Here is a 20671-nt window from a genome sequence, read left to right on the forward strand (position 1 = left end):
GGGGGAAAGCGCCGGGCTGACGAGGGCAGCTACGAGTTCGCCGACCACCACCCCCGCGGCCACGGCCACGACTCCTGTGGCGGCCGCCCACCGGCCGGGATGGCTGGCGGTGCCGGGTAGAGTGGCGGCCGCGCCAACGGACGCCTTTCCCTGGAGATCAAAGCCCACGGGGCACCTCCGCTCCCGGTGCGTCCTTGGTGGTAAGCGCACTCCTGCGCGGGGCGTCGGCCGGGCCAGCCGGATCCTGGGCGGGGAGGCGAAGGGAGAACCGGCAGCCGCCGTCGACATTCTCAACCGTCACGCTGCCCTCATGGGCCCGGACGATTCCCGCCACCATGCTGAGCCCGATCCCGGCGCCGCTGTATCCTGCCATCTCCGGATCCCGGGCCGCTTCGGGATCCCGTCCTGGCTCCGGCCCGGCAAGGTTGGCACCGCCGGAGCGGCTGCGCGACGGGTTCTTCTGCCATCCGGTGTCGAAGAGGTGCCCGATGTCTTCCGGAGCGATTCCGCCGCAGCCGTCTGTCACGGAAACCACCGATTCCTTCCCGTCCCTGCCGACTTCCACAGTCACGGCAGAGCCGGGCTTGCTGTAGAGAATGGCGTTCAGCACCACGTTGCGGACCGCGCGGCCCAGCGAGGGCCCGTCCGCCAGGGCGAGGCACTCCCGGAGGCCGCCGCCGTCGAGCGTGATCTGCCGGCGGGCGGCGAGCGGCGCGAGGTCGGCGATGGCGTCGCTGGCGAGGTCGTAGAGATCCAGCGGCTCGGCTTTGAGGCGCAGGGTGCCCGCCTGGATCTTGGAGAGTTCCAGGAGGTCGTTGACCATTACGGCCATCTGGTCGGTCTGGCTGATGATCTTGCGGTAGTAGCCGCGGATGTCTGCAGCCATGCCGTCCTCGAGGGCTTCGGCCATGGCCCGCATGCTGGCCAGCGGTGTGCGGAGGTCGTGGGAGATCCAGCTGACGAGTTCCCGCCGGGCACGCTCGACGGCGGCCTCCCGCTCCCGGGATTCGGCCAGCATGCGGCTGCTGCGTTCCAGTTCGTCCGCGAGTTCGGACAGCTCCGAGCTCATGAGCGGTGCCGGCAGCCCAGGGCTTTCGCCGCGCCCGATGCTCCGTGCGGCGGCGGCGAGCAGTTTTGCGTTGCGCGAGACCCGTGCTCCGAGGACCAGGGAGATGGCCAGTGCAACGGCGGATGCGATGGCCAGGACGTACCACATGACTTCGAGGTCCCGGGCTGAAATAAACATGGCGTTGAACGCGCTGACCATGCCTGCGGTCAGTACGGCCACAGTGGAGAGCACCACCATGCAGATCTGCACGGCGATGGACGTCCTGCGGAGTGGCGTGAGCAGGAGCAGCGACACGGTTCCAATGACCACAGCCCACAGGAGCGCCCAGGCCACGATGGCGAGGAGCTCAGAGGTTTGCACCGGAGGCTCCGTCCGGAGTGTCGAACCGGTAGCCCACGCCCCACACCGTCTTGAGGAGAGCGGGCCGGGTGGGATCCGCCTCGATTTTTTCGCGCAGCCGGCGGACGTGGACGGTGACCGTGGACAGGTCCCCGAAGTCCCAGCCCCACACGGCCTTGATGAGTTCCTCCCGGCTGAACACCTGGTTGGGGCGGCGCAGCAGGAACGCCAGCAGATCGAACTCACGGATGGTCAGGGCGAGCGGAGCCCCGTGGTGCGTCACGGTCCGGGCTGCCGGGTTGAGCTCGAAGCCGGCAACCTCCACCGCAGGTTCGGGGCTGAATTCCTGGACGCTCCGGCGCAGCACCGACCGGACCCGGAGCACCAGTTCGCGGGGCGAAAAGGGCTTGGTGATGTAGTCGTCGGCGCCGACCTCGAGCCCCAGGATCCTGTCGTCCTCGGTTCCCAGGGCCGTCAGCATGATGACGGGAACGCTCATCGTCTGGCGGAGCCTGCGGCACACTTCAACGCCGTCCAGGCCGGGCAGCATGCGGTCCAGCAGGACGAGGTCGGGGTTCCGCTCGGCGGCCAAACGAAGGGCGGTGAATCCGTCCGCGGCAAGGTCCACCTGGAACCCCGCCTGCACAAGGTAGTCACGGACCACGCCGGCGATGGTCTGTTCGTCTTCGACGAGGAGTATCCGCCGGTTTCCGACCGCGGCCTGGACCGGGGCGGGCTGGGACTTGTTCACACCTCCAGCATAGGTTCGGGGCCAGGGCCGGACACGCGTTTGCCGCCTCCTGTGGCGATCCGTAGGGATTCCGTAAGATCCGCCGATGTCACAGGCGTGATGGTTGGCACCAAGGTGGCGTAGCCTGAATTTATGAGTGTTCAGCTTGGCATGCCGCAACCCCGGGAGGGGGCCGGTTCCGATCCGGGAGTACCCGCACTGCCGCTGCCGTCGCGTCCCGAGGGTATGCCGGCCGGCCTGATGGACCGTTACGGCCGCCGTGCCACGGACATGAGGCTGTCCCTGACGGACAAGTGCAACCTGCGCTGCACCTACTGCATGCCGGCCGAGGGCCTTGAATGGCTGGCCAAGCAGGCCGTGATGTCCGCCGAGGAGATCGTCCGGATCGTTCGGATCGGCGTAGACATGCTGGGGGTGCGCGAACTGCGCCTGACCGGCGGCGAACCCCTGGTCCGGGCCGACCTGCTCGCCATAATTTCCGCCCTGCGCCAGGCCCATCCCGAGCTGCCGATCTCCATGACCACGAACGCCGTGGGCCTGGACAAAAAAGCGGCCGGGCTCAAGGCAGCCGGGCTCTCCCGGATCAACGTCTCGCTGGATTCCCTGCACGAAGAGACTTTCACCAAGCTGACCCGCCGCCCGTTCCTGGACAAGGTGCTGGCCGGAGTGGACGCCGCCTGGGCCGCGGGTCTCGGTCCCGTGAAACTTAACGCGGTCCTGATGCGGGGAATCAATGACGCCGAGTCCCCGTCCCTGTTGGCGTGGGCGCTGGACCGCGGCTACGAACTCCGCTTCATCGAGCAGATGCCGCTCGACGCCGACCATGGCTGGACCCGCCGGAACATGATCACCGCGGCGGAAATTCGCGCGCTGCTGTCCGTCGACTATGTGCTCAGTGCCGATCCGAGGGACCGCGACGGCGCCCCGGCCGAACGCTTCGAAGTACGACGCCGGGTCCCCGGTTCCGCCGAAGCCGCCGGCCCTGTGCTCGGAACCGTCGGAATCATCGCCTCCGTCACCGAACCGTTCTGCTCGGACTGCCGCCGCACCCGAATCACGGCGGAAGGCAAGATCATGAGCTGCCTGTTCTCACGCGAGGAAGTCGACCTCCTGGGGCTGCTGCGCGAGGGCGCCACCGACCAGCAGCTCGCCGAACGCTGGCAGGACGCCATGTGGATCAAGCCAAAGGCCCACGGCATGGACCACGTCGGTTTGGATGCTCCGGACTTCATCCAGCCGGACCGCAGCATGAGCGCCATCGGAGGCTGAAAACTTGAACGTACGTTACTTCGCTGCCGCGCGCGCCGCAGCAGGGGTCGAAGAGGAACGCTTCGAGCTCCCCGCCGGCTCCACGGTGGAGGCACTGTTGAGCGCAGTGCTCGACGTCGACCGGCCGGTTCCGCCCGCCGGGACGCCTCCGCTTGCGCGGCTGCTTTCGCGAAGCAGTTTCCTGTTGAACGAAGTGGCTGTCCGCGACCGGTCGGTGGTCCTTGGCCCGGACGACGTGGTGGACGTGCTGCCGCCCTTTGCCGGCGGCTAGGCAGTTTGCCGCTCGGCCGGGATTCCGCCGGCCAGCCCTTCATACAGACGGCGCGCCGGTCTCCGTCCCGAACGCCAGGGCCAACAGTGCGCTCCTGCTCCGGACGCCGCACGCGGCAAAGACCGCTTTGAACTGGTCCTGCACCGTGTAGTGGCTGATGCCAAGGGCAGCCGCCATCGCGGCAGTGTCCAGCCCGCTGGCGGCCAGGTCAAGCAGGCTGCGCTGCCTCGGCGTCAGGCCAAAGCACCGCGCAAATACCTCCAGTCTCTCGGCCGCAGGGCATTCCTGGATCGTCACGGCGAGCGGCGCTTCGCCGTCCTTCCGCACGTCCATCCGGAATGACCTGAGCACAGCCCACTGGCCGAAACCGATGGGCACGCGGGCCGATGCCTCGTGGGCATCAACCCCGGCCTCGCGGGCCAGCAGCTGCGCGGCGACGTTGAAAACCTCGGCCGGGACGGACTCGTAAGGTGAGGGCCCCGGCTGCAACAGGCGGATCCAGTCAGCCGCGGAGGCGCTCCGGCCGGTTATTCCGAGTCCGGCGTCCAGCGTTAGCACCGCCTGTCCGGGCAGGCCGCGCCGGGGACGTCCTTCCTCAACGTCCGGCTGCCGCGCGCCGCGCCGCAGCCGGGCGTCCCGCTTCATCTGTGCGGCCCGGTTCCGCCGCAAGCCGGCCGCGATGACGGGTGCCGCCGTCGCCAGGTATGTGGATTCAGTGTCTGTGAAGAGTCCCCCGTCACCGGACCGCCACAGGTCAAGCCAGCCCCAGCAGCCGTATTTGTCGCCGAACACCGTGAAAAGCACGTCGGTCACCTGATACCGGCGGAGGATGCCGTCCCAAAGCGCACTTAGGGCGGGGTTGCCGCCGGTTGCCGCCTGCAGGGTGACGGCTTGGGAGCCGCCGCCCAGGAGCGATGTCCATCGGCCGGCTTCCGTCAGGTACTTCAATTTGATCAGGGCGGGCAGTTCTTCGGGACAAGGAATTCGGGCCATGGGCGACATGCCGGTGCAGGTCCCGGGATCAGCCAAGGGCCAGGCAAACCAACTGAACGGAACAACGCTGCCCAGCTCGGCGAGCACTGCCGCGCGCATTTCATGGTCCTCCATGGATCCGCCGCACAGATGACCGATCCGTTCCAGGCTCCGGCTCAGTGCCCAATGCGTGGTCATGGAACCCGACTTGTGGTCATGGAGACAGTATGGCCCGGCCCTTCGCCGAACGTTTGGACTGGTCCGCCCCAGATTTCTGGGATACCCCGCGCTCACCGGGCAGGCCTACCGTGTGGCTATAGGCACATCTGGCTGTCGGCCAGGGAGATAGGGTCGCCGGGAAGGCGCCCACAAAGGAAGGGATTGAAATGTACACGCTGCAAATCGAGCACGGAATCAAGGACTTCGGCATGTGGAAGGCTGCGTTCGATCGGGACCCGGTAAACCGGACAGCCTCAGGCGTGCTGGCTCATCGCATCAGCCGCCCGGTGGACGATCCGCACTATGTGGTTGTTGAACTTGATCTTGCGAGCCGGGAACAGGCCGAGGCGCTGCTGGCCAACCTTCAGCAGAAGGTGTGGAATTCACCTGCCGCGGCTCCCGCTCTGGACGGGGCACCGCGGACACGGATTGTGCAATCAGCAGGCTAAGGGTCCTCGGCGGGGCGCCAACTGTCCGTTCGCGCCCCGCGGGGCCGCCGATTCAGGCAGTTGGTGACGGGCGGGATCCCCCGGCGTATGATTCGATACTCGGAACGCCGCAATCAGTCAGAAGGTGGGAGCCATGCAGCTTGACGAGGTCGTCGGCCGCTTTCATCAAACGATGAATGATTTTGCCCAAGGAGACCCAGAACCCGCCAAGGCCATTTTCTCCCACGGCGAGGATGGGTCCCTTGCGAATCCCTGGGGTCCTCCGGTTGTCGGCTGGGATCGGGTATCTAAGGCCCTCGATTCAGCCGCTGCCCGGTTCAAGGATGGACGGGTCACCGCTGTTGATGCCCTCACCAGGCACGTCACTTCCGATCTCGCCGTCTTCCTCGACATAGAACATTGGCAGGCAAAGCTTGGAGGAGGAGACGAAATATCGCAGTTTGATTTGCGTGTAACGAGCGTTTATCGCCCCGAGGGCGACACCTGGGCACTGGTGCATCGCCACGCAGACCCGGTCATCACACCGCGTCCCCCGGACGCTGTCCTGCATAACTAGCGCACGGGATTCACGCCGTCCGTGTCCAGTCCTTCGGCTCAAGGGGGACCAGATCATGTGGGCCGTCGCCGTACTTCGAGCACAGTTGTTCGATGATGTCGACGCTGATCTTTATTGGGCGGGCGGCACCCGCGCTTTCAGCGCCGCATTGACGGGGGCGAAGGCGGCCCGATCCAGGACAAGTTCGATCTCGCTGATTTTGTCTGCGTTGACGGTGAGCAGCTCGATGCACCTCACGGCACCGGCAGCCGTATCGGTGATGAAGTCGTACACGACGCAGGCACGGTCCTGCGCGGTGAAGACCTCCCGGATCTCGTTGCGGACCAGCGCCGGGAGAAGGCGCTTGATTGCCGTGGTCCACCCGGCCTTGTCGAGGGTCGTGCCGGCGAAGGTGGCTAGGAGATCCTCACCGAGCAGGTTTTCAAGGGCTTCCATATTGTGGGAGCCAACGGCCTGGATGTAGGAGCGCGCGATCCCTTCGACGCTGGAGTCTGGCATGAGAAACCTTTCTTGAGTGGCGGAGGCCGCAACTGTCCGCTCGCGCTGTCAGGTGCGGCGGCAAACGGACGTCATGAACGGGGCGAACGCCGTGGCGTCGGCCAGGCGGACCTCGGACTTATGCGTCAGCACGCCGTCGTCCACCCTGAAGGTGTGCCGTGACGTGGCCCGGCCATTTCGGCGTTCCACGGTGAGCACACCGCCGTGCCAGGTGCACCGCGTCGGGGCTTCCCGCGGCTGGCCCACACTGTCCACGTGGTACCAGACGGTGTCCGGGTGGTCGGGATCCAGGGTGAACATGCCGTGCCGCTCAAACCGGATCCCTCCGGTTTCCGTGTGCCGGTAGCTCTGCAGCACGGCATAGCCGCCGGCGGCCTTGGTGAACACCACTTCGGCCTCCGCTGTCCGGGAAGGCCCGCGCGGTGAAGCCTCAATATGGGTAGTGCCTGTCCAATGGCCGAGGAAAACCTCGAGCTCCTGCGCCGTGCCCGGGTGCGGATGGTCCATCGTTCCTCCAGTGTGGCCCCGGGTTCATCATCACGCCGCCACCTTGGGATGTCCAGCATTCGGATGTACAGCGCACAGCCCACCAGCGGCGTTTCAATGCCCGGAGCGGGAGGGGTCAGAGGCCGAAGGTTTCGTCTTCCTCGAACGGACCCACAACGGTCACCGTCCGCGGTGCTGCTGCCAGTTCCTGCGCCAACACCCGCACCTGTTCCACGGTGACGCCCTTGATCTGCCGGAGGGTCTCCTCGATGTCCTGGTATTCACCGGACACCAGTTCGGCACGGCCAAGCCGGGACATCCGCGAACCGGTGTCTTCGAGTGCCAGCACAATGCCGCCGCAGAGCTGGCCCACGGCCTTCTTGAGCTCGTCGTCGGAGATGCCGTCTTCTGCCAGCTTGTCCAGCTCGGCGCCGAGCAGCTCCAACACCTGGCGGACCTTCGACGGCGTGCAGCCTGCGTACATGCCGAAGTAGCCGGCATCAGCATAGGATGAGGCAAAGGAGTAGGTGGAGTACACCAGGCCGCGCTTTTCCCGGACTTCCTGGAACAGCCGCGAGGACATCCCGCCGCCGAGCACCGCATTCAGCACACTCATGACGTAGCGGCGCTGGTCCGTGGCGACGATCGTCGGGCAGCCCATGATGATGTTTGCCTGCTCAACGGGCCGCTTGACCACATGGATTCCGGCCGTGCCGGTGATGTCTGCCCGTTCGGTGGAGCGCCGTTCCACCGGCGCGGCCCCAGCCTCCAGGGCCCAGCCCGCCTGGTGGAGTGCATCCACCACAAGCCCGCAGACGACGTCGTGGTCCAGGCCGCCGGCGGCCGTGATGACGAGTTCATCCGGACGGTAGTAACGGCGGTAATGGTCCCAGACCGAATCTCGGGCCACCGCGCGGATGGCCTCCGGGGTTCCGCCAATCGGACGTCCCAGCGGATGCATTCCCAGCACCGCGGCGACGAAATGCTCGTGGGCGACGTCCGTGGGGTCGTCGCTGTCCATGGCGATTTCCTCAAGGATGACGTCGCGTTCCTGCTCCATCTCCTGCGGGTCCAGGACCGCGCCGGTAATCATGTCCGCGATGACGTCGATCGCCATCGGCAGGTCGGTATCCAGGACCCGGGCAAAGTAGCAGGTGCTTTCCTTGGCTGTGGCCGCATTGGACTCGCCGCCAACCTCGTCGAAGGCGGACGCGATTTCCAGCGCCGTGCGCCGTTTGGTGCCCTTGAAAAGCAGGTGCTCAAGGAAATGAGTGGAACCGTGCTGCCCGTGGGCTTCATCGCGCGAACCCACGCCAACCCAGAAGCCAATGGTCGCGGAACGCTGGCCGGGCATGGCCTCCGTCAGTACACGCACGCCGCCGGGGAGCACCGACCGGCGGACAACGGACCCGCCGTCGGCTCCGTGGATCAGGGTGTCACCGGGCTGGTTCTGCACTAGCGGCAGGGGTACGACAGTCATTAAGGCCTTTCAAGAAGCGGGTGCCAAATCTGCCTGCAATCGTACCAGCGGACCATTCCCCCTATGATCCAGGAACGGCCGTTCAATCGCTCGGCTTAACGACGGCGGCGGGCATATCTTAACGGCGGCGGGGCCGGTGGATGATCCACCGGCCCCGCCGTCGTGTTTGTCTTACGAAGTGCGCTGCAGACTACTCTGCGGCTGCCTCGACGACTTCGGCGATTTCAGCGCCTTCTTCCTCGGCGATGACCGGGGACAGGGACAGCTTTCCGCGGTCGTCGATCTTGGTGATCTCAACCTGGATCTTCTGGCCCACGGAGACGACGTCCTCGACATTGTCAACGCGCTTGCCGCCGGCGATCTTGCGAAGCTCGGAGATGTGCAGCAGACCGTCCTTGCCCGGGGTGAGGGAAATGAAGGCACCGAAGGTGGTGGTCTTGACGACCGTACCCAGGTAGCGCTCTCCGATTTCCGGAACCTGCGGGTTGGCGATGGCGTTGATCGCGGAACGTGCGGCGTCGGCGGACGGGCCGTTGGTGGCGCCGATGTAAACGGTGCCGTCGTCCTCGATGGAGATGTCCGCGCCGGTGTCTTCCTGGATCTGGTTGATCATCTTGCCCTTGGGCCCAATGACCTCGCCGATCTTGTCCACGGGGATCTTGACCGCAATGACGCGCGGCGCGAACTCGGAGAGCTCGTCCGGGGTGTCGATCGCGGAGTTCAGGACCTCGAGGATGTGCAGGCGGGCTTCGCGTGCCTGCTTCAGTGCAGCAGCCAGGACGGAGGCCGGAATGCCGTCGAGCTTCGTGTCCAGCTGGATGGCCGTGACGAACTCGGAGGTACCGGCAACCTTGAAGTCCATGTCACCGAAAGCATCTTCGGCGCCGAGGATGTCAGTCAGGGCCGCGTAGCGGGTCTGACCGTCAACCTGGTCGGAAACCAGGCCCATGGCGATACCGGCAACGGCAGCCTTCAGCGGCACACCTGCGTTGAGCAGCGACAGCGTGGAGGCGCAGACGGAACCCATCGACGTCGAACCGTTGGAGCTGAGGGCCTCAGACACCTGGCGGATGGCGTACGGGAATTCCTCGCGGGACGGCAGTACCGGCACGATGGCGCGCTCTGCGAGTGCACCGTGGCCGATTTCGCGGCGCTTGGGCGAACCCACGCGGCCGGTCTCACCGGTGGAGTACGGCGGGAAATTGTAGTTGTGCATGTAGCGCTTGCGCGTTACCGGCGACAGCGAATCGATCTGCTGTTCCATCTTCAGCATGTTCAGCGTGGTGACACCCATGATCTGGGTCTCGCCGCGTTCGAAGATAGCCGAACCGTGGACGCGGGGCAGAACCTCAACCTCGGCGGTGAGCTGGCGGATGTCCGTCAGGCCGCGGCCGTCGATGCGGATCTGGTCCTTGAGGATGCGCTGGCGCACAACCTGCTTGGTGACTGAGCGGAAGGCTGCGGACAGCTCCTTTTCGCGGCCCTCGAACTGGCCGGCGAGCGAAGAGGTGACTTCGTCCTTGAGCTCGTCGGAAGCGACGTCGCGCTCCTGCTTGTCAGCGATCTGGAAGACAGCAGCAAGCTTCTCAGCGGCAGCGGCTTCAACAGCGGCGTAGACGTCGTCCTCGTAGTCGAGGAAGACCGGGAATTCGACGGTCGGCTTGGCGGCGCGGGCAGCCAGGTCGGCCTGGGCGTCGCAGAGGGCCTTGATGAACGGCTTGGCAGCCTCGAGGCCTTCGGAAACAACCTCTTCGGTGGGAGCGGTTGCGCCCTGTTCCTTGATGAGGTTCCAGGAGTTGTCCGTGGCTTCGGCTTCAACCATCATGATGGCGATGTCGTCTCCGTCGGCTCCCGACACAGTCCTACCGGCAACGACCATGTTGAACACGGAGTTCTCGAGCTGGGAGTGCTTCGGGAAAGCAACCCACTGCGAGCCGTTCTCGTCGGCAACGAGGGCAACGCGGACGCCGCCGATCGGGCCGGAGAAGGGCAGGCCTGAGAGCTGGGTGGACATCGAGGAGGCGTTGATGGCCACGACGTCGTAGAGCTCGTCCGGGTTGATTGCCAGGACGGTGACCACGATCTGGACCTCGTTGCGCAGGCCCTTGATGAAGGCCGGACGCAGCGGGCGGTCCATGAGGCGGCAAGCCAGGATGGCTTCGGTGGACGGGCGGCCTTCACGGCGGAAGAACGAGCCCGGGATGCGGCCGGCGGCGTACATACGCTCTTCGACGTCAACGGTGAGCGGGAAGAAGTCGAAGCCTTCACGCGGGTGCTTGCCGGCGGTGGTTGCGGACAGCAGCGCGGTGTCTTCGTCGATGTACACCATGGCTGCGCCGGCTGCCTGCTTGGCAAGACGGCCGGTTTCGAAGCGGATTACACGCTTACCGAAGCGGCCATTATCAATGACGGCTTCTGAGAACTGGATTTCGGGACCCTCCAAGAGAGTCACCTCCGTTTCTTGGTTAACGGAAGTCCAGCCGCATCAACCCAGTCCAGCATCTGTCTACTGGCCTGCACTGCACCCGGTCATCGATCGAGACCCACGGGCCGGGCTTCATTCTTCGAAGCCGTTCCCGGGAATCACTACCGAGGACCGCGAATGCGTGATGCGGTTGATCCTCCTGTTTAGTTTTCTACTGAAGAAGGCGGCCCGTCCCTGAAGGAAAGGGCCGCCCCGTAATTCAGACTAGCGGCGCAGGCCGAGACGCTCGATGAGCGCACGGTAGCGGGCAATGTCAGTGTTCTTGAGGTAGGTGAGCATACGCTTGCGACGACCAACCATGGCCAGCAGACCGCGCTGGGTGTGGAAGTCGTGCTTGTGCACCTTCATGTGCTCAGTGAGATCCTTGATCCGCTGAGTCAGGACTGCAACCTGGACCTCCGGCGAACCGGTGTCGCCCTCGGACGTTGCGAAATCCTTGATGATGGACTGCTTTACAGCGGCTTCAAGTGCCACAATAACTCCTAGAGATGTGCCGTGAGGCCCGAATCAGTAACTCACTGCCGGGTGTGCCTGTACCGAAAATCCCGACCTAACCGGGAATTCCTGCACATAACAAGAGCCAGCCGCCACGGACTGCAGCCGGATCCAACGTTTAGTTTACCGGCCCAGCCGCAATCTTGTCGAAACACCGTGTTGACTCATCAAAGATGCCGTCCGGCCTTACGGGCGCGGACTACGGGCGTGCCAGCAGATCGCGGATCGCAGCGACACCGCGGTAGACCTCCGCGAAAGACGTACTGAGCGGTGAGAGCCCGATCCGGATCCCGTGCGGTGCCCGGAAATCGGGGATGACATCCTGCTCCCAGAGCTCGGCCGTCATCTCCCGGAAGTCCGGGTGGTCCACGGTGATGTGGCTCCCCCGCTGATCCGGGTCCCGCGGTGTTGCCAGGAGGACATCGGCCGGAGCCAGCCACGCATCATGGAGTTCAAGCGCGAAGGCCGTCAGCTTCCGGGACTTTTCGCGGAGTGCCTTCATCCCGGCTTCTTCGATCAGGTCCAGCGTGCCCTGCATCGCGATCATGCCGAAAATTGCCGGTGTTCCGCTGAGGAAGCTGCGGATCCCCGGCGCCGCTTCGTAGCCGGAGGCCATTTCGAAGGCGTCCTTCCGGCCCATCCAGCCCCAGATCGGCTGGTTCAGCGCCGGCAGGTGCCGCGCATTGACGTAGGCGAAGGCGGGCGAACCCGGTCCCCCGTTGAGGTATTTGTACGTGCAGCCGGCGGCGAAGTCGACGCCGGCGTCATCAAGCTGCAGCTCAACTGACCCGGCGGAATGGCACAGGTCCCACACCACCAGCGCACCGGCGTCGTGCACTGCCGACGTGATCGCCGGGAGATCGGCCAGGAACCCCGAGCGGTAAGCCACCTGGCTGAGGACCACGACGGCGGTGGCCGGCCCAAGGGCCGCCGTCACCTGATCCACCGTCACACCGGCGGCCGGGTCGGCGTCGATCCAGCGCAGGGTCAGTCCTTCCTCCTGGGCGATGCCTTCCAGGAGGTAGCGGTCCGTGGGGAAGTTGTCCGTGTCCAGCACGATCTCGGTTCTGGCGGGGTCCTTGACCGCGGCGAGGGCGGCGCGGATCAGCTTGTACAGGACCACGGTGGTGGAGTCGGCGATGATGGTCTGCCCGGGAGCCGCGCCGAGCACTGCCCGGCCCAGCTGGTCGCCGATGGCTTCGGGCAGCTGGAGCCAGTCTTCGTCCCAGCCGCGGATCAGCCGGCCGCCCCAGCTGTCCTGGATGAAAGCGCTGATGTCAGTGACGGTCCGCTTGAGCGGACGGCCCAGCGAGTTGCCGTCCAGGTAGGACAGGTCCGTGTCCGTTCCGACAAAGTGGTCGCGGTAGCCTGCCAGCGGGTCCGCGGCGTCGAGTTCGACGGCGCGGAGCAGCAGGACGTCTTGGGTCTCGTGAACCGTACTCATTGGCCAATCTCCGTCCGGACGGCAAAAAGCTCGGGGAAGAAAGTCAGCTCCAGGGCCTTCTGCAGGAACGCGGCCCCGCTGGAACCGCCGGTGCCCGCTTTCATGCCGATGGTCCGTTGCACCGTCCGCAGATGCCGGAACCGCCACAGCTGGAAGTTGTCCTCCAGGTCCACAAGTTCCTCGCATGCCTCGTAGGCACCCCAGTTGTCCGCCGCGTTTTCGTAGATGTGTTTGAACACGGGCACCAGTTCGGGGCAGAACTCGTGCGCTTTCGTGACGTCGCGCTCCAGCAGGGAGGCCGGAACCTCGAAGCCCTGGCGGTGAAGGTAGGCCAGGAATTCGTCGTAGATGCTCGGCGCCTCGAGGACGCGGCGGAGCTGCTCGTGGGCCTCGGGATCGGATTCGAACACCGGAAGCATCTTGCGGTTCTTGTTGCCGAGAACAAACTCGACTGCCCGGTACTGGCTGGACTGGAACCCCGACGAATTGCCCAGGAAGCCGCGGAACTGTGAGTACTCGGTGGGGGTAAGCGTCGCCAGGACGGACCATTGCTCGGTCAGGGTCTTCTGGATGTGCTTGACGCGCGCAATCGCCTTCAAGGCGGAGCCGAGGTCGTCGCTGCGGAGCCATGCTGCCGCGCTGCGCAGCTCGTGAAGGACCAGCTTCAGCCAGAGCTCAGTGGTCTGGTGCTGGATGATGAACAGCAGTTCGTCGTGGTGTTCGGGATCGCTGACCGGCTGCTGCGCGCTCAGGAGCGTGGGCAGCTGCAGGTAGGACGCGTAACTCATCCGCGAACTGAAATCCCGGACGATGTCCTTTTCCAGTTTCCTTGTGTTCTTATCAACGGACACAGCGGTGCCTTCCTTGCCAGTGACTGTGGTCAGCGCCGGAACAGGATGTCGTGGGCCTGGACGACGTCCAGGCGCATCTGTTCGACGAGCGCTTCCGGCCCACGGTACGCCACCATTCCCCGCAACCGCGCCACAAACTCCACCACTACTGTCTGGCCGTACAGATCGAAGTCTTCAACCGGCTCTTCCGGGCGGTCGATCACGTGTGCTTCAACCTGCCGGCTGACCCCGTCGAACGTCGGGTTCGAACCGACGGAGATGGCTGCAGGCCACCTTGTGCCGATCTCGTCCACCAGCCAGCCGGCGTAGATGCCGTCCGCCGGAATGTAACCGCTGGCTTCAGAGGCCAGGTTGGCGGTAGGGAATCCGAGGGCACGTCCACGGGCTGCACCGTGCACCACCTCGCCGCGCATCCGGTGCGGGCGGCCAAGCACGGCGGCCGCGGTGGTGACGTCGCCGTCCCGCAACGCTTCACGAACCCAGGTGGACGAACAGCGGCGGTCCTTGCCGCCGTCGTCGTGAATGGGAAACCCTTCGGAGCCGAACTCACTGATGACCTGGACGGTGAAGCCGAACTTCTCGCCCAGCTCCTGCATGGTGGAAAGGTCACCGGAGTTTCCGCGGCCAAAGCGGGCGTCGTGGCCGATCACCACGTGGCTGGCCTTGAGGCTGTCCACGAGGACGCCTGCCACGAACTCTTCGGGGGTGAGGCTGGCGAGTTCCAGGGAGTACTTCATGACCAGGACGGCATCCAGTCCCAGTTCGCCGAGGGCAACAAGCTTGTCCTCCAGGCCCATGATGAGCTCAGGAGCCGACTCGGGCCGGTGGACCTGCGCAGGATGGGGATCAAAAGTGACCGCTACTGACCGCGCCCCGTTGAGTCGGGCCGTACGGATGAGCTGTGAAAGCACCTGCTGGTGCCCCCGATGCACGCCGTCGAAATTGCCGAACGTGACAACGGTCGGGCCGAAGTCCGCGGGGACCTCGGACGGATCGTTCCAGATGTGGACCATCAACCTCGCCTTTTACTGCCTGCCATTGACTCGTCCGGAGTGCCGCGCAGGGCTCCGGAACTCTCTAAGATTACCCGCAATTGCCCAGAGCAACCGACGCCCCGGCCGGTGCCCAGCCTGGCCTTCCGCGGGTCTCCGTCCCGGACTAGGATGCAAGGGCAGCACCCGGCGACGCAGCTGCGCGCCGCGTCCAACGATGCTCTCGGCCGCCCGCCGGGCTGAAGGAGAATGCCATGACTGACCTCCGCGAGATTCTGGAACAGATACCGGTAGACCAGATTGCCGGGCTGTTGGGCACGGACAGGGAGTCTGCCCAGGCCGCCATCGGGGCCGCTGTACCCACCCTCCTCGCCGGCATGCAGAGCAACGTACAGGCGCCGGATGGTGCCGCGTCCCTGGAATCCGCCCTGGCCCAGCATCGTGACGGGCTCGTGGACGGCGGCGTGGACGCCTCGCAGGTGGACACTCACGACGGCGAGAAGATTGTGAGCCATGTGTTTGGCGGGCAGCAGGACCAGGTGGCAACCCAGCTCGCTGGATCTGCCAACCTCGGCGGCGTTGGCAGCGACCTCGTCCGGAAGCTGCTGCCCATTCTCGCGCCCATTGTGATGTCCTACCTCGCCAAGAAGATCCTCGGCGGACAAAATGCGGGAGGCGGGGCCGGCGAGGTGGCTGGCCGCGACGGTTCGGGCGAGCCTTCTGACAACAGCGCAGGCCAGGCTGGCGGGATCGATCTCGGCAGTATCCTGGGCGGCATTCTTGGCGGCGGCCCGCAGGGCGGCACCGGCGCCCAAGGCGGAGGCTTCGGGGATATTCTTGGCGGCATTTTGGGTGGGGGCTCGCAGGGCGGGCAGCAGTCCCGGGGTGCAGTAGTCCCGGAACGGGTGAGCAATTCGGCGCCGCAAGCCCCGACCGGGCCTCTGGGTCAGCCGATACCGCAGGGCGGTGCGCCCGTTCCGGGCGAGTTGATCGACGTCGACCTCCGCGACGACCGGACGGCCGGGCAGAAAGAGGAGAAAAAGAACGACGGCGGCGGCCTCGGCGGCCTGTTGGGCGGGCTCTTCGGAAAGAAATAGCCGCCCGACGCTCACCTCAGGGGTGGGCAGGGGTCGTCAGCTGCGCGCACCGGACCCGCGGCAGCGGTTGCCACGGTGGCAAGCCATTCGTCCAGCTCCCCGGGCCGGCGGAACGCCATCACCGGCGGCATGTCCGGATCGGTCTGCCACTGCCTGAACACCCGCTTTTTCCTGGCGAAGGAGTTGAAGTGCCAGTAGAAGATCGAATCCCTCGCAAAGAGCCTCCCGAGTGTTTCCACGTTTCCGTTGCACACGGGTTGCCTGGTGATGACGCGCCGGAGGGAACTGCGCAGCAGGCGGGAGAGTGAAAGCCAACGGGGATAGTCCAACACGACAACGAGCTCCGCGCGGGGAACAACGATGTCGCGCCACACGCCGTAGGCACTGTCGAGGACCCAGCGGTCGCGTGCAGCGACGGCCGCCGCGATTTCGCGTTGCTGTTCGACGGTGCGTTGCTGCCAGCCGGGAAGCCAGCCGATATCGTCGTCGGCGGAGTACTCCGGGAGCCCCGACGCTGCCGCATAGTCATGGGCCGCCGAAGACTTGCCGCTGCCCGTCACACCGTAGAAGAGCACACGGGACGGGCTTTTGGGGATGGGTTCCGCGGGCTGGCTCATGAGAATTTTCCCGTGCTGCCGGCCGCGCGCTCCGGACCCTGGCTGGCGCTGGTCCGTTTGCCGGTGCGGCAATAGCCTCCGGTGCCGTGTTGTTGGGCTGCCTTGTTCACGATTTGCTCCCCCTGGTTGCCCGGCGCTTTCGTGTGTCCCCTGAAACACTGCCCACCGGCGAGTTGTCACGATAGCACCCATGGAATTCTTCGTTTGCTGACAGCATTTCAGCAGGCCCCGGCGGAGCTCTGCCATGCAACACTGGTCCGATGCCTGATTTCAGCGTTCACGTCGGCAGCGGGATTGCCGACGCAGATGTCATCGCCGTGTACGAATCCGCGGGATGGACCGCCTACACCGCGGAACCCGAAGTGCTGGTCCGGGCGATCCGGAATTCAGCTTTTGTGGTGACCTGCCGGGACGGCGCAGGAGAAATCGTCGGCTGGCGCGGGCAATTTCGGACGACGCCACCATCTGCTACGTGCAGGACATCCTGGTTACGCCTACGTTCCAGGGATCCGGCGCCGGGCGGGCGATGCTTGAAGCCATCCAGTCCAGATACAGGCATGTCCGGCAGACGGTACTCATCACCGATAACGGACCCGGGCAGCGTGCTTTCTATCAGGCCCTGGGATTCACCGACGGCTCGGACTTCAGCCCCGAACCGCTGAGCATGTTCGCTCAGTTCCGCTAGCCATGGGCATGCCAGACAGCATCATTCGAGTCTGAAGTAGTTGTTCCGTTGTGGTTTTTGCCGTGGGTCGATGTGTGGTGGCGGGATGAACCAGGGGATCCCGGTTTTGACCTGGATGGTCCATTGTTCCTTGTGGATGAGGTGGTGGTGATGGGAGCAGAGCAGTGTTCCGTTGTCCGTGCTGGTGGGTCCGCCGTGTGACCAGTAACTGATGTGGTGGGCTTCGCACCAGGGGGCGGGGATGGTGCAGCCGGGGAAGGCGCAGCCTTGGTCGCGGGCGGTGATGGCTTTGCGGATGTGGGGCGGGAAGATCCGGGTGGTGCGGCCGATGTCCAGGATGCGGCCCTGGCTGCCGAGCAGGACGGGGATGATATCGGCGTCGCAGGCGATTTTCCGGACCGTGGAAGCGTTGACCGGGCCGGTGAACGTGAACGAGCCCGTGCCGGGGATGCCGGGGATGTTGGCCGAGGATTCGCTGCCGGTGCCCGTGGCCGCGGTCCGGTAGCGGGGTCCCTGGGCGGTGGTGTGTTCGAGGCGGTCCAGGAGGTCGCGGTGGTCGATGGTGACCATCACCTGCGGCCGGAGCCCGCCGGCAGTGGGGAGGGTTCCGGTGGTCAGGGCTGCTTTGCAGGCACCGACCAGGCCGTCCAGGAGCCGTTGCGGCCGGGTCCGCCGGTCCAGGTCGGCATCAGGTCCGCCGCCGGTCCCGTCGCCGCTATCCGCGGCACTGTCTGCGTCGTTGCCGGCGTCGCTGCCGGCGTCACTACCCTCGGTGGTACCGGCTCGGGTGCGGGGGTTGGTGGCGGTGTTCATGACGGTCAGGAGGGGCTCGTACTGGTCCGGGGTGGCGAAGATTTCCAGGTGGTGGAGTCCGCGGCGGGCCGGGCGGAGGAAGACGCCCTGGCGGCGGCGGAGTTCTTCCTCGGAAGGCTCCGAACCGTCCTGGTCGATCGCGTCGGTCCAGCGGCGGGCGATCCGGGTGAGGAAGTCGGTGTCGTACTCGGCCGCGGTGCGGGTCAGGGCGTGTTCCATCCGGGCCGTGGTGTCCCCGGTGGCGTGGTGCCGGACCCGGTCCAGGGCCGCCGTGATGATGCTCGCGGGCCGGGAGGCAACGGTCCCGGCAGCGACGGCGGCGGCGAGCTCGGGCCGCTCCGCAGGCTCCGTGTGGCCCGCAAACCCTGCCCGGGGCAGGACCGCGGCGGCGAGACTGATCCGGCGCCGGGCCTCGGCCGCACTGATCCGCAGCCGCGTACGGAGGAACTCGGTGGCGTTCCTGTACCCGTCATCAGCCAGCTCAGATTCGGCTGGACGTGGAGCTTGGGAGGCTACAGCAGTATCTGCGCCCCATCCGATGGCCGCGCCCGAGCCCGGGTCCGAGCCGACTGCGGCCGAGCCCGCAGCCACTGCGGCTTCCCGGCGGCTCCGGTCCACGGCCCCGGCCGCAACGATCTGCAGATAATCGACGGCCCGGGAGACTTCCTCGACATTGTCGGCAAAGTCAGCAGCCTCACGGAAGCTCAGCAGCGCCGAGTCGTCGACCGCCGTCGAACTCAAGGTCCCGAGCAGCTCAAGGCACCGCGCCAGATCACCGGACCCGCCGCCGTCGGACGCTAAAGTATCCGGATACTGGTGCCCCGCGGGGACACTGCGCAGGCCCCGGTCGCGCGCAGCAGGCGGATGAACAGCAAGGAGCTGAACGGCAGAAGCGGCAGCCGGCAGCTCGGCCCACCGCAACGCCCCTCCTGCTGTCAGTTCCCCCATGGCTTCCATGAACTAAGTCTGCCAAGGGGGTGCGACAATTTACGCCCGAGGATCCGTCCTAAGAATCGAGCGCCCCGCTATGCCTTAAGCGGGACCGGTCGCCGCCGGTACAGCCATACAAGCCCCAGGATGGGAAGCAGGAGGGGTATAAAAGCGTAGCCGCGGCCGAACAGGGACCACACGGTTTCGTGCGGGAAGTTGACGGAGTCGAAGATGCTCAGCGCCCCGACCACCAGCACGCCCACCAATTCCACAAGGACCGCAGCCACGGATACCCTGAACCAGGTCCGTCCCGCCTTCGCCAGCGAAACCGTCGCCACGACATAAACGAGCGCCGCGAAGGCGGAGAGCAGGTACGCCAACGGGGCTTCAGAGAACTTGGTGAGGATCTGGTAGCCAGCCCGTGCCGTGGCGGAGATGGCAAAAACGGCGTAGACCGCGATCAGCAGGCGCCCGGGCCCGGTATTCCGGGTGTCCTTAGGCTGGGCCTCTGAGGCCGCGTTCTCTGCTTTGTTGACGGGGGTTTGCGGAGTCACGTCTGCTTCTTCCACTCAGTACCAGATCTGGTTCATGCGGGCGGCCATCACAAGGGCGGTGACCCCCACGGCAGCCAGGACAAAGTTGCTCCACCGGGTGCGCTCCAGGATGGACCAGTACACGGCGCCCACCGGAAGAATCAGCGCAGTCACCAGGTAACCCCAGAACTCCCACGCTTCGCCGGCGATCTGCTCCCCCGAAGCCACCCGGACGATCGAACCCACCAGGTAAACCAGCAGCGCGAGTTCCACAGCGGCGACGGACAGGATGGTCGCATCGTTCGGAGCCTTCTTCATGATCCCCGCGGCAGTGCAGATGATCGTGGAAAGCAACCCGACGGCCAAGATGATGTAAAAGTACGCGTCCAAGCTACTTGGCCTGCTGTTCGTTGCTCGGGGCAAACACCAGCACCGGCTTTGCGTAGCTTCCGGCATCGGCCAGCAGGGCCACCAAAGAGCCGTCCGGAGCGAACCCTGCGGCAGGTTTGTCCGCGGTGGCGGCATCCGGCGTCCCGGCAGCCACACCTGCGGCGATTCGCCGGCCGAAGGAAATTTCGGTGGCTTCATCCTCGCTGAGCTCGCGGTTGGGCATGAGCGCCCGCGCGGCCAGGGACATTTCCAGCACTTCGAGTTCCTCGGCAAGCTGCTCCAGGGTCCGGGCCTGGTCAAGGGTGTACGGCCCAACCTGCGTCCGGCGAAGGGCCGTCAGGTGGCCGCCGGTACCCAGCGCTTCACCGAGGTCCCGGGCCAGGGCACGGATGTACGTTCCGGAAGAGCATTCCACGGTGACGTCCACGTCGAGGATTTCCCCGTCACGCTCCGGACGGACTGAGTGGACGTCGAAGCGGTGGATGGTGACCGGTCGCGCGGCGAGCTTGACGTCTTCGCCGGACCGGACGCGGGCATACGCGCGCTCACCGTTGACTTTGATGGCGCTGACGCTGCTGGGAACCTGTTGGATTTCGCCGGTGAGTGCCGCAACGCCGGCCCGAATGGCTTCCTCGGTGACTGCAGCGGCAGATTGGGTGCTGACGACCTCGCCCTCGGCGTCGTCCGTCACGGTGGACTCACCGAGGCGGATGGTGGCTGTGTACGTCTTGGAGGTGCCAACGATGTACGTCAAGAGCCGCGTGGCCTTGTTTATCCCAAGCACGAGCACACCCGTGGCCATGGGATCCAGCGTTCCGGCGTGCCCCACTTTCCGGGTACCGGCCAGCCGCCGCATCCGTCCAACCACATCGTGGCTGGTCCATCCTTGCGGCTTGTCCACTATTACCAGTCCAGAAAGCACGCCTCCCAGTATATCCGCGCCGACGGCTCTCCTTTTTCGCCCGACGGTGGCCAGTTAG

The 20671-nt window shown here is 65.6% G+C and carries 21 protein-coding genes and 1 riboswitch; of the genes, 6 read left to right on the forward strand and 15 right to left on the reverse strand.

Annotated features, from left to right (window positions below; all coding sequences use genetic code 11):
- Positions 1-157 precede the first annotated feature (157 nt).
- A complete protein-coding gene (locus J7I79_RS11475; RefSeq protein ID WP_214953249.1) occupies positions 158-1429 on the reverse strand; it encodes a cell wall metabolism sensor histidine kinase WalK in 1272 nt (423 codons plus the stop codon).
- A complete protein-coding gene (locus J7I79_RS11480; protein WP_214953251.1) occupies positions 1416-2159 on the reverse strand; it encodes a response regulator transcription factor in 744 nt (247 codons plus the stop codon). Before J7I79_RS11480 ends, J7I79_RS11475 begins: the two co-directional genes overlap by 14 nt.
- A gap of 132 nt (positions 2160-2291) precedes the next feature.
- Between J7I79_RS11480 and moaA the strand changes: the two genes are divergently transcribed.
- Together moaA and J7I79_RS11490 are read left to right on the forward strand one after the other, a co-directional pair.
- Positions 2292-3428 (forward strand): GTP 3',8-cyclase MoaA, encoded by a 1137-nt coding sequence (gene moaA / locus J7I79_RS11485; RefSeq protein ID WP_214953253.1) that lies wholly within the window; start codon positions 2292-2294, stop codon positions 3426-3428.
- Between the two features lie 4 nt (positions 3429-3432).
- A complete protein-coding gene (locus tag J7I79_RS11490; RefSeq protein ID WP_104172485.1) occupies positions 3433-3699 on the forward strand; it encodes a MoaD/ThiS family protein in 267 nt (88 codons plus the stop codon).
- Positions 3700-3738: 39 nt separating this feature from the next.
- Here J7I79_RS11490 and J7I79_RS11495 read toward each other — a convergent pair whose 3' ends face one another.
- Positions 3739-4869, reverse strand: a complete 1131-nt coding sequence (locus J7I79_RS11495) for a helix-turn-helix transcriptional regulator (RefSeq protein WP_214953255.1) — start codon at positions 4867-4869, stop codon at positions 3739-3741.
- A 188-nt stretch (positions 4870-5057) separates the two neighbouring features.
- On the opposite strand from J7I79_RS11495, the gene J7I79_RS11500 reads away from it, so the two are divergent.
- Together J7I79_RS11500 and J7I79_RS11505 are read left to right on the forward strand one after the other, a co-directional pair.
- Positions 5058-5339 carry a hypothetical protein gene (locus J7I79_RS11500; protein ID WP_214953257.1) on the forward strand — a complete coding sequence of 94 codons (282 nt, stop codon included), beginning with the start codon at positions 5058-5060 and terminating at the stop codon, positions 5337-5339.
- Positions 5340-5472: 133 nt separating this feature from the next.
- Positions 5473-5895: a nuclear transport factor 2 family protein gene (locus J7I79_RS11505; RefSeq protein WP_214953258.1), complete on the forward strand. Its 423-nt coding sequence runs from the start codon at positions 5473-5475 to the stop codon at positions 5893-5895.
- A gap of 111 nt (positions 5896-6006) precedes the next feature.
- Here the strand turns inward: J7I79_RS11505 and J7I79_RS11510 are convergent, their stop codons facing one another.
- The 8 genes from J7I79_RS11510 to J7I79_RS11545 all read right to left on the reverse strand — a co-directional run bounded on the left by J7I79_RS11510 (position 6007) and on the right by J7I79_RS11545 (position 14647).
- Complete coding sequence (locus J7I79_RS11510; protein WP_214953260.1) at positions 6007-6393, reverse strand: nuclear transport factor 2 family protein; 387 nt, start codon at positions 6391-6393, stop codon at positions 6007-6009.
- 48 nt (positions 6394-6441) lie between these two features.
- The gene (locus J7I79_RS11515; protein WP_214953262.1) at positions 6442-6900 is read right to left on the reverse strand and encodes a DUF1579 family protein; all 459 of its coding nucleotides are present in this window, start codon (positions 6898-6900) and stop codon (positions 6442-6444) included.
- 115 nt (positions 6901-7015) lie between these two features.
- Positions 7016-8359: a pitrilysin family protein gene (locus J7I79_RS11520; RefSeq protein WP_214953263.1), complete on the reverse strand. Its 1344-nt coding sequence runs from the start codon at positions 8357-8359 to the stop codon at positions 7016-7018.
- 190 nt (positions 8360-8549) lie between these two features.
- On the reverse strand, positions 8550-10802 hold the full coding sequence (locus J7I79_RS11525) for a polyribonucleotide nucleotidyltransferase (RefSeq protein ID WP_214953492.1): 2253 nt from the start codon (positions 10800-10802) through the stop codon (positions 8550-8552).
- Between the two features lie 246 nt (positions 10803-11048).
- The gene (gene rpsO, locus J7I79_RS11530; protein WP_104172489.1) at positions 11049-11318 is read right to left on the reverse strand and encodes a 30S ribosomal protein S15; all 270 of its coding nucleotides are present in this window, start codon (positions 11316-11318) and stop codon (positions 11049-11051) included.
- Between the two features lie 220 nt (positions 11319-11538).
- Positions 11539-12783 (reverse strand): kynureninase, encoded by a 1245-nt coding sequence (gene kynU, locus J7I79_RS11535; RefSeq protein WP_214953265.1) that lies wholly within the window; start codon positions 12781-12783, stop codon positions 11539-11541.
- Positions 12780-13634 (reverse strand): tryptophan 2,3-dioxygenase, encoded by an 855-nt coding sequence (gene kynA, locus J7I79_RS11540; protein WP_214953267.1) that lies wholly within the window; start codon positions 13632-13634, stop codon positions 12780-12782. Before kynA ends, kynU begins: the two co-directional genes overlap by 4 nt.
- A 29-nt stretch (positions 13635-13663) precedes the next feature.
- The gene (locus tag J7I79_RS11545) at positions 13664-14647 is read right to left on the reverse strand and encodes a bifunctional riboflavin kinase/FAD synthetase (RefSeq protein ID WP_214953269.1); all 984 of its coding nucleotides are present in this window, start codon (positions 14645-14647) and stop codon (positions 13664-13666) included.
- A gap of 233 nt (positions 14648-14880) precedes the next feature.
- Here J7I79_RS11545 and J7I79_RS24610 point away from each other — a divergent pair, with 233 nt between their 5' ends.
- Positions 14881-15723, forward strand: coding sequence for a DUF937 domain-containing protein (locus J7I79_RS24610; RefSeq protein WP_214953271.1), 843 nt, complete (start codon positions 14881-14883; stop codon positions 15721-15723).
- 20 nt (positions 15724-15743) lie between these two features.
- A riboswitch (Fluoride riboswitch) is annotated at positions 15744-15855 on the reverse strand.
- A gap of 819 nt (positions 15856-16674) precedes the next feature.
- Entirely contained in the window at positions 16675-17025 is a 351-nt protein-coding gene (locus J7I79_RS11560) for an N-acetyltransferase (protein ID WP_251042696.1), read from the forward strand.
- A 21-nt stretch (positions 17026-17046) separates the two neighbouring features.
- Here the strand turns inward: J7I79_RS11560 and J7I79_RS11565 are convergent, their stop codons facing one another.
- The 4 genes from J7I79_RS11565 to truB form a co-directional block, all read right to left on the reverse strand.
- The gene (locus J7I79_RS11565) at positions 17047-18795 is read right to left on the reverse strand and encodes an HNH endonuclease signature motif containing protein (RefSeq protein ID WP_214953275.1); all 1749 of its coding nucleotides are present in this window, start codon (positions 18793-18795) and stop codon (positions 17047-17049) included.
- Positions 18796-18863: 68 nt separating this feature from the next.
- Positions 18864-19322: a hypothetical protein gene (locus J7I79_RS11570; protein ID WP_214953277.1), complete on the reverse strand. Its 459-nt coding sequence runs from the start codon at positions 19320-19322 to the stop codon at positions 18864-18866.
- 15 nt (positions 19323-19337) lie between these two features.
- Positions 19338-19691, reverse strand: coding sequence for a hypothetical protein (locus J7I79_RS11575; protein WP_214953279.1), 354 nt, complete (start codon positions 19689-19691; stop codon positions 19338-19340).
- Between the two features lies 1 nt (position 19692).
- On the reverse strand, positions 19693-20613 hold the full coding sequence (truB, locus tag J7I79_RS11580; RefSeq protein WP_214953281.1) for a tRNA pseudouridine(55) synthase TruB: 921 nt from the start codon (positions 20611-20613) through the stop codon (positions 19693-19695).
- Positions 20614-20671 lie beyond the last annotated feature (58 nt).

Origin of the sequence: Arthrobacter sp. ISL-69 (genome assembly GCF_018613775.1) — a bacterium.
Lineage (GTDB): Bacteria > Actinomycetota > Actinomycetes > Actinomycetales > Micrococcaceae > Arthrobacter.

What these genes read in the sequence shown, in the direction of transcription:
- J7I79_RS11565 (WP_214953275.1), bottom strand. Translation starts at nt 18,795, where the DNA reads ATGGAAGCCATGGGGGAACTGACAGCAGGAGGGGCGTTGCGGTGGGCC.
- moaA (WP_214953253.1), top strand. Translation starts at nt 2,292, where the DNA reads ATGAGTGTTCAGCTTGGCATGCCGCAACCCCGGGAGGGGGCCGGTTCC.
- J7I79_RS24610 (WP_214953271.1), top strand. Translation starts at nt 14,881, where the DNA reads ATGACTGACCTCCGCGAGATTCTGGAACAGATACCGGTAGACCAGATT.
- J7I79_RS11510 (WP_214953260.1), bottom strand. Translation starts at nt 6,393, where the DNA reads ATGCCAGACTCCAGCGTCGAAGGGATCGCGCGCTCCTACATCCAGGCC.
- J7I79_RS11515 (WP_214953262.1), bottom strand. Translation starts at nt 6,900, where the DNA reads ATGGACCATCCGCACCCGGGCACGGCGCAGGAGCTCGAGGTTTTCCTC.
- J7I79_RS11505 (WP_214953258.1), top strand. Translation starts at nt 5,473, where the DNA reads ATGCAGCTTGACGAGGTCGTCGGCCGCTTTCATCAAACGATGAATGAT.
- J7I79_RS11520 (WP_214953263.1), bottom strand. Translation starts at nt 8,359, where the DNA reads ATGACTGTCGTACCCCTGCCGCTAGTGCAGAACCAGCCCGGTGACACC.
- kynU (WP_214953265.1), bottom strand. Translation starts at nt 12,783, where the DNA reads ATGAGTACGGTTCACGAGACCCAAGACGTCCTGCTGCTCCGCGCCGTC.
- J7I79_RS11500 (WP_214953257.1), top strand. Translation starts at nt 5,058, where the DNA reads ATGTACACGCTGCAAATCGAGCACGGAATCAAGGACTTCGGCATGTGG.
- J7I79_RS11560 (WP_251042696.1), top strand. Translation starts at nt 16,675, where the DNA reads ATGGACCGCCTACACCGCGGAACCCGAAGTGCTGGTCCGGGCGATCCG.
- J7I79_RS11495 (WP_214953255.1), bottom strand. Translation starts at nt 4,869, where the DNA reads ATGACCACGCATTGGGCACTGAGCCGGAGCCTGGAACGGATCGGTCAT.
- J7I79_RS11545 (WP_214953269.1), bottom strand. Translation starts at nt 14,647, where the DNA reads ATGGTCCACATCTGGAACGATCCGTCCGAGGTCCCCGCGGACTTCGGC.